This window comes from Streptomyces fuscichromogenes (assembly GCF_014645815.1).
Classification (GTDB): Bacteria; Actinomycetota; Actinomycetes; order Streptomycetales; family Streptomycetaceae; genus Streptomyces; species Streptomyces fuscichromogenes.
The window spans coordinates 41,806-54,561 of record NZ_BMML01000004.1 but is presented as its reverse complement, the minus strand read 5'-3'; the positions used below and the strand labels follow the sequence as shown (position 1 = coordinate 54,561).

The 12,756-nt window shown below is 72.1% G+C and carries 13 protein-coding genes; 7 read left to right on the top strand and 6 right to left on the bottom strand.

From position 1 onward, the window contains the following. Positions 1-39: 39 nt before the first annotated feature. The 3 genes from dmpG to IEZ11_RS09870 are packed head-to-tail and all read right to left on the bottom strand — an operon-like array spanning position 40 to position 2,782. Positions 40-1,053: a 4-hydroxy-2-oxovalerate aldolase gene (gene dmpG, locus IEZ11_RS09880; RefSeq protein WP_189262291.1), complete on the bottom strand. Its 1,014-nt coding sequence runs from the start codon at positions 1,051-1,053 to the stop codon at positions 40-42. Continuing rightward, a complete protein-coding gene (locus IEZ11_RS09875) occupies positions 1,050-1,985 on the bottom strand; it encodes an acetaldehyde dehydrogenase (acetylating) (protein WP_189262290.1) in 936 nt (311 codons plus the stop codon). Before IEZ11_RS09875 ends, dmpG begins: the two co-directional genes overlap by 4 nt. Then, on the bottom strand, positions 1,982-2,782 hold the full coding sequence (locus IEZ11_RS09870; RefSeq protein ID WP_189262289.1) for a 2-keto-4-pentenoate hydratase: 801 nt from the start codon (positions 2,780-2,782) through the stop codon (positions 1,982-1,984). The genes IEZ11_RS09875 and IEZ11_RS09870 overlap by 4 nt, the downstream gene beginning before the upstream one ends. A gap of 74 nt (positions 2,783-2,856) precedes the next feature. Between IEZ11_RS09870 and IEZ11_RS09865 the strand changes: the two genes are divergently transcribed. The 4 genes from IEZ11_RS09865 to IEZ11_RS09850 all read left to right on the top strand — a co-directional run bounded on the left by IEZ11_RS09865 (position 2,857) and on the right by IEZ11_RS09850 (position 6,813). Then, on the top strand, positions 2,857-3,579 hold the full coding sequence (locus tag IEZ11_RS09865; RefSeq protein ID WP_189262631.1) for an IclR family transcriptional regulator: 723 nt from the start codon (positions 2,857-2,859) through the stop codon (positions 3,577-3,579). Positions 3,580-4,166: 587 nt separating this feature from the next. Further along, a complete protein-coding gene (locus IEZ11_RS09860; protein WP_189262288.1) occupies positions 4,167-4,718 on the top strand; it encodes a histidine phosphatase family protein in 552 nt (183 codons plus the stop codon). 66 nt (positions 4,719-4,784) lie between these two features. Beyond that, positions 4,785-5,144: a DUF6204 family protein gene (locus IEZ11_RS09855; RefSeq protein ID WP_189262287.1), complete on the top strand. Its 360-nt coding sequence runs from the start codon at positions 4,785-4,787 to the stop codon at positions 5,142-5,144. A 220-nt stretch (positions 5,145-5,364) separates the two neighbouring features. Further along, a complete protein-coding gene (locus IEZ11_RS09850; RefSeq protein WP_189262286.1) occupies positions 5,365-6,813 on the top strand; it encodes a hypothetical protein in 1,449 nt (482 codons plus the stop codon). Positions 6,814-6,820: 7 nt separating this feature from the next. Here the strand turns inward: IEZ11_RS09850 and IEZ11_RS09845 are convergent, their stop codons facing one another. Further along, complete coding sequence (locus IEZ11_RS09845; RefSeq protein WP_189262285.1) at positions 6,821-7,255, bottom strand: pyrophosphohydrolase domain-containing protein; 435 nt, start codon at positions 7,253-7,255, stop codon at positions 6,821-6,823. A gap of 95 nt (positions 7,256-7,350) precedes the next feature. Here IEZ11_RS09845 and IEZ11_RS09840 point away from each other — a divergent pair, with 95 nt between their 5' ends. Continuing rightward, a complete protein-coding gene (locus tag IEZ11_RS09840) occupies positions 7,351-8,349 on the top strand; it encodes a TAXI family TRAP transporter solute-binding subunit (RefSeq protein ID WP_189262284.1) in 999 nt (332 codons plus the stop codon). Positions 8,350-8,451: 102 nt separating this feature from the next. On the opposite strand, the gene IEZ11_RS09835 is transcribed toward IEZ11_RS09840, so the two are convergent. Together IEZ11_RS09835 and IEZ11_RS09830 are read right to left on the bottom strand one after the other, a co-directional pair. Then, positions 8,452-9,849 (bottom strand): sensor histidine kinase, encoded by a 1,398-nt coding sequence (locus IEZ11_RS09835; protein ID WP_189262283.1) that lies wholly within the window; start codon positions 9,847-9,849, stop codon positions 8,452-8,454. Between the two features lie 9 nt (positions 9,850-9,858). Next, entirely contained in the window at positions 9,859-10,545 is a 687-nt protein-coding gene (locus IEZ11_RS09830) for a response regulator transcription factor (protein WP_189262282.1), read from the bottom strand. A gap of 317 nt (positions 10,546-10,862) precedes the next feature. On the opposite strand from IEZ11_RS09830, the gene IEZ11_RS09825 reads away from it, so the two are divergent. Together IEZ11_RS09825 and IEZ11_RS09820 are read left to right on the top strand one after the other, a co-directional pair. Next, entirely contained in the window at positions 10,863-11,639 is a 777-nt protein-coding gene (locus IEZ11_RS09825; RefSeq protein ID WP_189262281.1) for an amino acid ABC transporter ATP-binding protein, read from the top strand. A gap of 143 nt (positions 11,640-11,782) precedes the next feature. Further along, positions 11,783-12,619, top strand: coding sequence for a glutamate ABC transporter substrate-binding protein (locus tag IEZ11_RS09820; protein WP_189262280.1), 837 nt, complete (start codon positions 11,783-11,785; stop codon positions 12,617-12,619). The last annotated feature ends 137 nt before the right edge of the window (positions 12,620-12,756 follow it).

The window sequence follows — 12,756 nt, the reverse complement described above, 5'->3', positions numbered from 1 at the left end:
ACGCCGCCCAGTCTGGCAGCCGCCACCGGCAACGAGGCCTCAGCGGCTCCCGGCGAGATCCAGGGCGATGTCCGTGATCATGTCCTCCTGGCCGCCGACCAGCTTGCGGCGCCCCACCTCGACCAGGATCGCCCGGGTGTCCAGGCCGTGCCGGCGGGCGGCGGCCTCGGCGTGCCGCAGGAAGCTGGAGTACACGCCGGCGTAGCCGAGGGTGAGGGTCTCGCGGTCCACCCGCACCTCGCGGTCCTGCAGCGGTCGTACGACGTCGTCGGCCGTGTCCATCAGCGGGAACAGGTCGCAGCCGTGCTCCCAGCCCATCAGGTCGGCGACCGCGACGAACGCCTCCAGCGGGCAGTTGCCGGCTCCGGCGCCCTGCCCGGCCAGCGAGGCGTCGACCCGGGTGACGCCGTTCTCGACAGCGACGACCGAGTTGGCCACGCCCAGGCCGAGGTTGTGGTGGGCGTGGATGCCGAGCGCGGTGGCCGGGTCCAGGACGTCCCGGTACGCCCGGACACGGTCGCGCACGCCGTCCATCGTCAGACGGCCTCCGGAGTCGGTGACGTAGACGCAGTGCGCACCGTAGGACTCCATCAGCTTGGCCTGGCGGGCGAGTTCGGCGGGTTCGGCGAGGTGGGACATCATCAGGAACCCGGCGACGTCCATGCCCAGTTCACGGGCGGCGGCGATGTGCTGGGCGGAGATGTCGGCCTCGGTGCAGTGGGTGGCGATCCGGACCGAGCGGATGCCCAGGGAGTGAGCCTGCCTCAGGTCGTGGACCGTACCGATGCCCGGGAGCAGGAGGGTGGTCGGGATCGCCCGGCGCACGGCGTCCACGACCGCCGCGATCCACTCCCAGTCGGTGTGCGCGCCCACTCCGTAGGTGACGCTGGAGCCGGACAGGCCGTCGCCGTGGGCCACTTCGATCGCGCGCACCCCGGCCGCATCGAGGGCGGCGGCGACGGTACGGGCCTGGTCGACGGTGTAGCGGTGGCGGACGGCGTGCATGCCGTCCCGCAGGGTGACGTCCTGGACGTACAGACGGGGACCGGTCATCGGGACGCCACCTCCGGGGTGGTGCGGTGGGCGGCCATCCGCTCGGCGGTGCGCAGGGCGGCCGAGGTCATGATGTCGAGGTTGCCGGCGTAGGCGGGCAGGTAGTGGGCGGCGCCCTCCACTTCGAGGAAGACGGAGACCTTCACGGCGTCGCCGGGGGCCAGGGTGCGCAGCGGGTCGTCGGCGGCCACCCGTTCGAACTGCACCTTCTGCTTGAGGCGGTAGCCGGGGACGTAGGTCTGCACGCGCGCGACCATCCGCTCCACCGACTCCGTGACCGCCGCGTCGTCGCAGTCGCCGACCAGGCAGTGCACGGTGTCCCGCATGATCAGGGGCGGTTCGGCCGGGTTGAGCACGATGATCGCCTTGCCGCGGACCGCGCCGCCGACCTTCTCGATGGCGGCGGAGGTGGTCTCGGTGAACTCGTCGATGTTGGCCCGGGTGCCGGGACCGGCGGAGCGGGAGGAGATCGAGGCGACGATCTCGCCGTAGTGGACGGGTGTCACCGCGTTCACCGCGGCGACGACGGGGATGGTGGCCTGGCCGCCGCAGGTGACCATGTTGACGTTCGGGGCGTCCAGGTGGGCGTCGCCGTTGACGGGCGGGACGACGTACGGGCCGAGCGCGGCCGGGGTGAGGTCGACGACCGTACGGCCGAGGGCGCGCAGCACCTCGTCGTGGCGGCGGTGGGCGCCGGCGGAGGTGGCGTCGAAGACGAGCGAGACGTCCTCGAAGGCGTCCAGGGCGACCAGGCCGTCCACACCCTCGTGGGTGGTGGCCACCTTGAGGCGGCGGGCACGGGCCAGGCCGTCCGAGTCCGGGTCGATGCCGGCCATCGCGGCGATCTCCAGGGACTCGGAGAGCCGCAGAATCTTGATCATCAGGTCGGTGCCGATGTTCCCGGACCCGATGACGGCGACCTTCGTGGTCATGCGCCGGCCCCTTCCGTGGCGAACGCGACCCCGACCGTGCCGAGGCCTTCGATGTGTGCGGTGAACTCGTCGCCCGCGGCGGCGACCGCCATCGGGCCGAGCGCGCCGGTGAGGACGATGTCGCCGGCCCGCAGCGGGTCGCCGAGCCCGGCGAGGGTGGCGGCGAGCCAGCGGGCGGCGGTGAGCGGGCTGCCCAGGCAGTCGGCGCCGGAGCCCCGGGAGACGGTCTCGCCGTTCTTGTCCAGGGTCATCCGGACGCCCCGCAGGTCGACCCGGTCCAGCGGGACCGGTGTGCCGCCGAGGACGAACAGGCCGCTGGAGGCGTTGTCGGCGACGGTGTCGACGATCGTGATGTCCCAGCCGGCGATCCGGCTGTCCACGATCTCCAGCGCGGGCAGCGCGAAGGCGGTGGCCCGCAGCAGGTCGGCGACGGTCGGGTCGCGGTACGGCAGGTCGGCGGCCAGTACCAGGGCGACCTCGGCCTCGACCTTGGGCTGGAGCAGCCGCCCGGCCGCGACCGGCTCGCCCTCGGCGACCGCCATGTCCGCGAAGAGGGCGCCGAAGTCGGGCTGTCCGACCCCGAGCTGGCGCTGCACGGCGGGCGAGGTCAGGCCGATCTTGCGGCCGACCGGGCGGCGGCCGGCCGCCACGCCCCGCTCCACGTGCAGCCGCTGCACCGCGTAGGCGGTCTCGATGTCCCCTTCGGGGAGCAGGGCACGCACGGGGGCGCAGGGGGTGCCGGTGCGGGCGGCTTCGTCGAGGACGTCGGCCACCTTGGTGACGAGGTCAGGGCTCATGCCGACAGGTATAGGCGGGCGCCGGGAGACGCGGCAAAATATGTTCCATGACACGGAACAGTGACCAGGGCAACATGCTCGACAAGTCCATGGCCGTACTGAACTGCTTCCGTCCGAACGGCGGCGCGTTCCGCCTGACGGAACTCGTCGAGCGGTCCGGGCTGTCGAAGACCACCGTGTTCCGGCTCTGCGCCGACCTGGTCCGGCTGGGCCTGCTGGAGCGGGACGCGGAGACCTACCGGCTGGGCGGGGCCCTCTTCGAGCTGGGGTCGCTGGTGCCGCGCCGGCAGGATCTGCGGGAGGCCGCGCTGCCGTTCCTCCAGGACCTCTTCGAGGCGACCCACGAGACCGTGCACCTGGGGGTGCGCGAGGGCGACGAGGTGGTCTACGTCGAGCGCATCCACGGCCACGACGTACTGCGGCTGCCGTCCCGGATCGGCGGCCGGCTCCCGCTGAGCTGCACCGGGGTCGGCAAGGCCCTGCTGGCGTTCTCGGGCGCCGGGCTGGTCGAGGAGGTGCTGGCTGCGCCGCTGCCCCGGCTGACCCCGCGGTCGATCACCGATCCCGGGAGGCTGCGCACGGCGATCGAGCAGGCGCAGGTCGCGGGGCTGGCCTACGAGGAGGAAGAGGCCGCGGCGGGGGTCAGCTGTATCGCGGCGCCGGTCTTCGACGGGCCGACGGCGGTGGCGGCGCTGTCGGTCGCGGTGCCGTGCGGGCGGTTCCGGCCGGCCCAACTCGCCCCGGCGGTACGGACCGCCGCGCTGGGGTTGTCACGGGCGTTGCGCTCAGGCCGGTGACCAGCCGAGGTCCGGATGCCGCGCACTCATCTCGGGGCGCCCGCCACGCATGGGCCGCAAGACGGCCGCGGCGAGCGGCAACGCCCGACGCAACCGCGACCACCGGGACCAACCCCGCCGAGCAGCTCTGAGCCAACCCCGGCTGAGCGGCTCTGGGCCAACCCCGGCTGAGCAGCTCTGAGCCAACCCCGCCGAACGGCTCTGGGCCACCTCCGCCGAGCAGCTCTGGGCCAACCCTGCCGAACGGCTCTGGGCCACCTCCGCCGAGCGGCTCTGGGTCACCCCGGCTGAGGCTCTGAGCAAACCCCGGCTGAGGGCTGAAGAACCGCGGCCGGCCGGAGGTCCGGGCCGCTCCGGAGAACCCGGTCGCGGCGGCCCGGCCGGTGTGCGCGGAGCTGTGGACGCGGGCCCTTGCGCGGATGCCGGACGGCGTACTGTCGTGCGTGTCCGGCGCCCGCCGTCACCACGGCCGTCACCACGGCGGTCACCACGGCGGTCACCACGGCCGTCACCACGGCCGACACCGCGCGACACCGCCCGGCACCGCCCCCCTCGACATCGATGGACGACCATGGAGGAACCGCCCCGTGACCTGCCGAGTCATCCTGATAGCCCCGGCCTTCACGCCCTCGCTGCGGCGGGCCCGCTTCGACGACGGTGACTCGATCGAGAACCCCGACGCGGTGGCGCTGTCCCTGCCGGCCGCGGGCGAGGAGCTCCACTCCCCCAGCGTGCGCTGCCGGGAGACGGCGGCCGCGCTGGGCCTCGACGCCTCGGCGGAACCCGAACTGTCGGGCCTGGACGCGGGCCGCTGGCGGGGCCGGACGCTGGAGGAGCTGGGCGGCACCGAACCCGACGCGCTGCTCCAGTGGCTGACCGATCCGGCCGCCGCGCCCCACGGAGGCGAGTCCGTACGGGAGTTGTGCGCGCGGGTGGCCGGCTGGCTGGACCGGACGGGCCTGACCATCGGCAGGACGATCGCCGTGGTGGAGCCCGAGGTGGTGCGGGCCATGGTGCTGTACGTGCTCGGGGCGCCCGATTCCGCGTTCTGGCGCGTGGACGTGCCCCCGCTGTCGGCGACGGAGATCACGGGCGGCCCCGGGCGCTGGAACCTGCGGCTCGGCCAGGTCGGCGGTTAGGCGGTGGCCGGCCGGGCGCCGGAAATGCGGTGGAGCCGTGCGCCCCGGCCTGCCTAGGGTCGCGCCATGACCACCCGCACCTTCCGTGTCACCGTCCGCGGCGTCTTCGACGGCCTCAGCGCCCCACAGCGCGCCGAACTGCTCTCCCGGGCCGCCGAGCACGACGTGCTGCACGCGGCCTTCACGCCCGAGGGCCATCTCAGTTACGACATCGCCGCCCGTCCGGCCTTCACCTTCCGCTTCCAGGACACCGGGGAGGAAGAGGAGGACATCCTGGCGGCGACCGAGCGCGCCGAGGCGGCGGCCGGGGCGTGGCTGACCCAGCGCGGCTACGGCTACAAGAACCTCAGGTCCAGCGCGCAGGACCTCTCCCAGGCACCCCTCGGCAAGCGGCAGCGCCGGGAGGCCGCGCGGCAGCAGGGCTGACCCCGCGCGGAAACGGCCACGGCGGCCTGAAGTCGCCGTGGTTCAGGTCACGTCGGGATGTGGCCGGATTGTGGGGACCCTGTGTCGCGGGCATGGCATGCTCGGGGCCACACCAAGTTACCGACCGGTTCTACCCGACGGTAACCATGATCGGTGTCTCTTCGGCCCCCCACCTCCAGGACTGACCTTGCGCAGACGCACAAGGCCCGGGCGCGCCCTCATGCCCGCCTTCGCCGTGACCGCACTTCTCCTCGCCGCCGGCTGCTCCACGTCTCAGCACCAGACCTCCGCCGGCGACCAGGTCCGGCAGCAGACCGCCCGGACCTCCTCCGACGGCAGCGCCGCCGCCCGCACGGACGGGCAGTCGCTCGCCGTCGCCGCCGCACCCGCCGCCACCGCGAGCACGGCCGCCGGTTCGGCGGCCGCCGGCCGCCCGGCCCACCGCACCTCGCTCACCGTCAGCTCGTACGACAGCAAGACCCGACGGGCCGTCATATCCCGTGCCACGAAGGGGGATTCATCGGGCAAGGGGAACCCGGCGTCCCCGACCGTCTCCACCGCCCCCGCGTCCTCGCCGGCCCCCTCGGCATCGGCGTCGGCATCGGCATCCGCCTCCACCCGGCAGGCCGCCGTCGGTGACGTCATCGCCAGCGCCCCCGCGCCCGGCGCCCCGGACGGCCTGCTCGCCAAGGTGACCAAGGTGCTCGGCGAGACCGACGCGGGCACCGAGGTGCAGACCGCGCCCGCCACCCTCGACGCCCTGCTCGGCGACGACACCGCCAAGGGCACCGTGCCCGTCGCCCCGGCCGCCTTCGACGTCGACAAGCTGCTGCCCGACGTGAAGGTGTCCTGGTCCGGGACCGGTGGCGGGCACGTCGGTCCGGAGGGCGCCACCGTGCCGCTCGGCAGCCTCCGACTGGACGTCAGCACCGGGATACCGGCCGCCGAGGGCGCCCCGGCGTCCGCCGCGGCCTCGGTCTCCGGCTTCGTCCAGGTCGCCCCGCAGGTCGACTTCGCCTACGGCGGCGCGGGCACCGGCACCGCGCCCGGCTCCGCCTACCTCGGCGTCTCCGGCGACTGGGACTCCGGCTGGGCGGTCAAGGGGCGGGTGGCGGCCACGGCGACCCCGCTGCGCATCCCCTTCGCCAAGCTGCACGCCGACCCGGTCCTCCAGGTCGGCGCGGTCCCCGTCGTCGTCAACCTCGACCTGACCTGCTATCTCCAGGTGAGCGGCGACGGGAAGATCACCGTCGACGTGGAGCAGAACCTGAAGGGCGACTTCAAGGCGGGCGGCACCTTCGGCACGGCCCAGGGCTGGACGCCGGTCAGCAGCTCGGCCATGACGAGCACGCCGGTGCGCACCTCGGTGACCGCCGCGGGCAGTGTCAGGACCACGCTCGGCGCCGAGGCCTCCGTCGGCCTCTACGGCAGCGTGGGCGTCACCGCCGACCTGGCGCCGTACCTGCGCGGCGAGGCCACCGGCACGGTCACCGCCACCTCCACGGCCCCGGGCGCGGAAGTCCAGGGCACCTGGACCCTGTACGGCGGGGTCGACCTCTCCGGCACCCTGCGCCTCCAGCTGTCGGTCTTCGGCACACCCGTGCTGGAGCGGAGCATTCCGCTGGGCACGCTGCACCGTGAGTGGAAGCTGGCGGACGGCGGCCTCTGACCCCGGGTCAGGCCGCGCCGCCGGGTGTCCAGCCCTGGTCGCGCAGCACCGCCGAGACGTCCGGCGCGCGGTAGTGCTCGCCCTTGAGCACCTTGCCGTCGGCCCGGCGGGCGACCTGCCCGTCGGGCCCCAGCTTGCTCATGTTGGCCCGGTGGATCTCGGCGAGCACCGCGTCGAGATCGATCCCGTGCACCAGCGCGGTGCCGTACGCCACGTAGACCACGTCCGCGAGCTCGTGCGCGAGCCGGTCCAGGGGTCCCTCGACCGCGACCTCGGCGACCTCCGCGGCCTCCTCGGCGAGCAGTTCCCCCCGGTGCGCGGCCAGTTCGGGGGACACCTCGGCCGGCGTGGTGCGGACGTCCAGGCCGAAGGCGTGGTGGAACTCCCGGACGAGGCGGGCGGGCGAGCTGCCGGTCGGGGCAGCGGGGACGGAACCGGTCATGCGAACGACTCTAGCCGCCGCCACCGACAGTCCGGGTCCGCCGCCCTGCCCACCGGCCCTGGTCAGGACCGTGCCCTGCTGGCAGGATCGCGCGCATGCCCAAGGTCTTCCCCCGTATCGGCAGGCGCCGCGCGCTCCAGGGCGCGGCCGCCTGCCTCGTCGCCTCCGGCCTGCTGCTGTGGTGGCTGCTGCCGCTGGGCGAGAAGCCGCCGACCGGGACGATCACCTTCAGCACCGGGACGCTGCGCGGCGTCTACCAGGAGTACGGCGAACGGCTGCGCACCGAGCTGGGCAAGGACATGCCCGGGCTGAAGGTGAAACTGGTGCAGAGCAACGGGTCGTACGAGAACGTGCGGCGGGTGGCGACCGGTCACGCCGACTTCACCATCGCGGCGGCCGACGCGGTGGAGACGTACGAACTGAACGACGGGCCGGGCGCCGGACAGCTGCGCGGGGTGGCGCGGCTCTACGACGACTACGTCCAGCTCGTCGTACCCCGCGACTCGACGGTCACCAGCGTCGCGCAGCTGCGGCACAAGCGGGTGGCGATCGGGCTGCCCAACTCCGGGGTGCGGCTGATCGCCAACCGGGTGCTCAGGGCCGCCGGGGTGGACCCGGTGAAGGACATCACGCCGGTGTCCGAGGGCATAGACACCGGCCCGGACCAACTGCGGCGGGGCAAGATCGACGCGTTCTTCTGGTCGGGCGGGCTGCCGACCAAGGGACTGCTGGACCTCGCGAAGAAGTTCAGCTTCGCGTTCGTGCCGATCGGCGGGAACCTGGTGACCAAGCTGCACACCGAGAGCGAGGCCGCGCTCTACTACCGGGCGACCAACATGCCGGAGTCGGCGTACCCGTCCGTGCAGCAGGGCACGACGGTGCCCACGATCGCGGTGTCCAACGTCCTGATGACCCGCAAGAACATGGACCCGCGCCTCACCGAGTGGGTGACCCGCACGGTCATCAAGAGCCGCGACGACATCGGCAACCACGTCCACTCGGCCCAACTGGTCGACCTGCGCACAGCGATCTACACGGACCCGCTCCCGTTGCAGGAGGGCGCACGACGCTACTACCGCTCGGTGAAACCCTGACTGAAGCGCCCCGTCAGGGGCGCGGGGAACCGCGCGAGCAACCCCCCACCCACCCGCACCCGAAACACGACGGCACAAACCCGCCCCTCACCCACCCGCCCGTCACCCACCCCGCGGCACCGACACGGTCACCCGCAACCCCCGCGGCTCATGGTGCTCGTAGGCGATCGCACCCCCGCCCGTCACCAGCAACGCCCGCGTGATCGACAGCCCCAGCCCCGACCCCTTCACGTTCTGGTGCCGCCCGCTCCGCCAGAACCGGTCCCCCACCCGCGCGAGTTCGTCGTCCGTGAGCCCCGGGCCCGTGTCGGTCACCACGACCGTCGACACGTCACCCGCGACGCTCACGGTCACCTCCACCGCACCCCCCTCCGGCGTGAACTTCACCGCGTTGTCGATCACCGCGTCCAGCGCGCTGGACAGCGTGACCGGATCGGCCCACCCGGTGGTCGGCGCGCAGTCCCCGGTCAGCCGGACCCCCTTCGCCGCGGCGGCCGGCGACCATGCGGCGATCCGGTCCCCGGCCAGCCGCCCGATGTCGGTCAGCATCAGCTCCGCCTCGGCGTGCTCGGCCAGCGCCAGGTCGAGCAGGTCGTCCAGTACCTGTGCGAGCCGCTTGCCCTCGGTGCGGACCGAGGCGATCTCCTCGTTGTCCTCGGGGAGTTCGAGCGCGAGCAGCTCGATGCGCAGCAGCAGCGCGGAGAGGGGGTTGCGCAGCTGGTGGGAGGCGTCGGCGACGAAGGCCCGCTGCTGCTCCAGCACCTCCTCGACGTTGTCCGCCATCTCGTTGAACGCCCGGGCCAGCCGCCTGAGTTCCGGCGGCCCGCCGGCCGCCGCGACCCGGGACTTGAGCCGGCCGCTGGCGATCGCGTGCGTGGTGGCGTCGAGCACCCGTACCGGCCGGAGCACCCACCCGGTCAGCCGCAGCGCCGCGCCGACCGCGAGCAGCATCGCCGCGCTCTCGCCGGCGCCGATGAGCAGCCAGTCGCGCACGGTGCGGGAACGCATCGGACCGGTGGGCGAGTCGGTGACCACCACGGCGACGACGTCACCGTCCCGGATCACCGGCGAGGCCACCACCAGCCGGCTGCGCTGCCAGGGCCACACCTGCTCGGGGTCGTGGCTGCGACGGCTGAGCAGGGCCTCGTCGAAGGCCTCCCGGACCTCGCCGCTGATCGGGAGCACCCAGTCGTCGGGCGCGTTGGCCATGGAGGAGGCGTTCCGGTAGAAGACGCCCGCGCGGATGCCGTAGACGCCGTAGTAGCTGGCCAGTTCGCGGCGGAGGGTCTCCAGGCGGTCGTCCGTGCTCTTGGGGCGCGCGGTGGTCGGCGTGTCGGTCACGAACTGGGCGAGGGCCGCGAACCGCGCGGTGTCGTCGATACGGTCGACGACGACCTTCTGCTGCTGTGCGGAGGCCGTGCTGACGGCGAGCGGAACGCCGAGCGCGAGCAGCACGGCCGCCAGCAGGACGATGAGCAGCGGAAGGAGACGTGTGCGCACCCGTCCCCGCTACCCGGCCGGGGCGACGAGCCGGTAGCCCACGCCGCGTACGGTCTCGATCAGCGCCGGCATGCGCAGTTTCGCGCGCAGGGAGGCGACATGCACCTCCAGGGTGCGGCCGGTCCCCTCCCAGCTGGTGCGCCAGACCTCGCTGATGATCTGTTCCCGGCGGAAGACCACGCCGGGCCGCTGCGCGAGCAGCGCCAGCAGGTCGAACTCCTTGCGGGTGAGCTGGACGGCCTTGCCGTCCACGCTGACCTGGCGGGTGGGCAGTTCGATCCGGACGGGGCCGAGCAGCAGCGCGCCGTCCCCGTCACCCGGGCCGTCCTCGTGGTGGGTCCGCCGGCTGACGGCATGGATCCTGGCGAGCAGTTCCCCGGTGTCGTACGGCTTCACCACGTAGTCGTCGGCGCCGAGGTTGAGGCCGTGGATGCGGGAGCGGACGTCGGAGCGGGCGGTCACCATGATCACCGGGGTGGCGGTGCGCTTGCGGATCTTGCCACAGACCTCGTAGCCGTCCTGGTCGGGCAGGCCGAGGTCGAGGAGGACGACGTCGAAGCCGTCGCTGTCGGGGACGAGGGCCTTGAGGGCCTCCTCGCCGTTGCGGGCATGGGTGACGGAGAACCCGTGCCGGGCCAGCACCGCGGAGAGCGCGGCGGCGACGTGGTTGTCGTCCTCGACGAGCAGCACTCTCATTCCGGCCCCCTCCGGTTCAGCGGTCGTACGGTCGCGGTTCGTCGTCGGCTTGTCAGTGGAAAACCCGCGCATTGTAGAAAACGCGCGCACACGCGCGTGCACAGGGCAGTCACGCTGATGGACGCCGACGGCGTCAAGTGGGTTCCGGTGACGTGCGGTTTCCGTTACCCGGCCGAAACGCGGGCGGCCGAGGGCGCCACATCATGCGCCCGATTGCGATCGGATCGTGATCCTCAGATCTCGCTCAGATGTGCTGACGCCGCTCATCAGCGAAAACTACATTCCTCCGCAACCGAGGAGGACGGAGCCCGAAAGCGATGACCGAAGTATCGGTGGCCAAGGAAGAGGTGGCCGCGACCGGCGACCTGGTCGTCCTGAAGAGCGTCAACAAGCACTTCGGCGCGTTGCACGTGCTCCAGGACGTCGACCTGACGATCGCCCGCGGCGAGGTCGTCGTGGTGATCGGGCCCTCCGGGTCCGGCAAGTCCACTCTCTGCCGCACCGTCAACCGCCTGGAGACCATCGACGCCGGAACGATCACCATCGACGGCAGGCCGCTGCCCCAGGAGGGCAAGGAACTGGCCCGGCTGCGCGCCGATGTCGGCATGGTCTTCCAGTCCTTCAACCTGTTCGCGCACAAGACCGTGCTCGAGAACGTCATGCTCGGGCAGATCAAGGTCCGCAAGGCGGACCGGAAGCAGGCCGAGGTGAAGGCCCGCGCCCTGCTCGACCGGGTCGGGGTGGGCACCCAGGCCGACAAGTACCCCGCACAGCTCTCCGGCGGCCAGCAGCAGCGCGTCGCCATCGCGCGGGCGCTGGCCATGGACCCGAAGGTCATGCTCTTCGACGAGCCGACCTCGGCCCTCGACCCCGAGATGATCAACGAGGTCCTGGAGGTCATGCAGCAGCTGGCCCGGGACGGCATGACGATGATCGTCGTCACCCACGAGATGGGCTTCGCCCGCTCGGCCGCGAACCGGGTGGTCTTCATGGCCGACGGCCGGATCGTCGAACAGGCCACGCCGGACCAGTTCTTCAGCAACCCGAGCAGCGACCGGGCCAAGGACTTCCTGTCGAAGATCCTGCACCACTGAGGCGCGGCAGGACCCGCTTCCTTTCCTGGACGCCTTCACAGCCGTCTTCGCAGCCGTCTTCGCAGCTGTTTTCACGACTGCCTTCACGACTGCCTTCACAGCCGTCCTCACACCCGTCCTCACCAGAACGAGGGATGTTCATCATGCAGCTTCGCAAGGTCACCGCCGCCTCGGCCGCCGTACTCGCGCTCGCTCTGTCCGCCACGGCGTGCGGCAGCAGCGACAAGGACGACAGCGGTTCCTCGGGCGGCGGCAAGATCAAGGTCGGCATCAAGTACGACCAGCCCGGTCTCGGCCTCCAGGAGCCCGACGGCTCCTTCTCGGGCTTCGACGTGGACGTGGCCACCTATGTCGCCGGGCAGCTCGGTTACAAGCCGAGCCAGATCGAGTTCGTGCAGACCAAGAGCGCCGACCGGGAGAACGCCCTCGCGCGCGGTGACGTGAAGTTCATCGCGGCGACCTACTCGATCACCGACGAGCGCAAGGCGAAGGTGGACTTCGCCGGCCCGTACCTGCTGGCCCACCAGGACCTGCTGGTCAAGAAGGCCTCGACGATCGCCAAGGGCGAGGACCTCAACGGCAAGAAGCTGTGTTCCGTGACGGGTTCGACCTCGGCGCAGAACATCCAGCAGACGATCGCCCCGAAGGCCAACCTCAAGGAGGTCGGCACCTACTCGGAGTGCATCGCCGGCCTGCAGAGCGGCTCCGTCGACGCGGTGACCACGGACGACTCGATCCTCGCGGGCTTCGCCGCGCAGGACAAGTACAAGGGCCAGTTCAAGCTCGCCGGCCTGAAGCTGAGCAACGAGAACTACGGCATCGGCGTCAAGAAGGGCGACACCGCGACCGTCGACAAGATCAACAAGGCGCTGGAGAAGATGGTCAGCGACGGCTCCTGGCAGAAGGCCGTCGACAAGAACTTCGGTCCGGCGGAGTACAAGAACGAGCCCGCCCCGAAGATCGGCGCGATCGTCAAGTAAGGCACCCCGCAAGGCGGTTCACCACCGATGCAGGGACCCGGGCGGACCATCGCACGGTTCCTCGCGCGCGCCGCCGCCACCGCTTCCCCGGCGGCGGCGCGCCATGTCCTCCCCGTACGCCACACACCCGGAAGCGC

Excerpts from the sequence above, each read along its gene's own strand:
- IEZ11_RS09820 (WP_189262280.1), top strand. The coding sequence starts at position 11,783 with ATGCAGCTTCGCAAGGTCACCGCCGCCTCGGCCGCCGTACTCGCGCTC.
- IEZ11_RS09830 (WP_189262282.1), bottom strand. The coding sequence starts at position 10,545 with ATGAGAGTGCTGCTCGTCGAGGACGACAACCACGTCGCCGCCGCGCTC.
- IEZ11_RS09850 (WP_189262286.1), top strand. The coding sequence starts at position 5,365 with ATGCCCGCCTTCGCCGTGACCGCACTTCTCCTCGCCGCCGGCTGCTCC.
- IEZ11_RS09875 (WP_189262290.1), bottom strand. The coding sequence starts at position 1,985 with ATGACCACGAAGGTCGCCGTCATCGGGTCCGGGAACATCGGCACCGAC.
- IEZ11_RS09840 (WP_189262284.1), top strand. The coding sequence starts at position 7,351 with ATGCCCAAGGTCTTCCCCCGTATCGGCAGGCGCCGCGCGCTCCAGGGC.
- IEZ11_RS09845 (WP_189262285.1), bottom strand. The coding sequence starts at position 7,255 with ATGACCGGTTCCGTCCCCGCTGCCCCGACCGGCAGCTCGCCCGCCCGC.
- IEZ11_RS09865 (WP_189262631.1), top strand. The coding sequence starts at position 2,857 with ATGCTCGACAAGTCCATGGCCGTACTGAACTGCTTCCGTCCGAACGGC.
- IEZ11_RS09870 (WP_189262289.1), bottom strand. The coding sequence starts at position 2,782 with ATGAGCCCTGACCTCGTCACCAAGGTGGCCGACGTCCTCGACGAAGCC.
- IEZ11_RS09825 (WP_189262281.1), top strand. The coding sequence starts at position 10,863 with ATGACCGAAGTATCGGTGGCCAAGGAAGAGGTGGCCGCGACCGGCGAC.
- dmpG (WP_189262291.1), bottom strand. The coding sequence starts at position 1,053 with ATGACCGGTCCCCGTCTGTACGTCCAGGACGTCACCCTGCGGGACGGC.
- IEZ11_RS09855 (WP_189262287.1), top strand. The coding sequence starts at position 4,785 with ATGACCACCCGCACCTTCCGTGTCACCGTCCGCGGCGTCTTCGACGGC.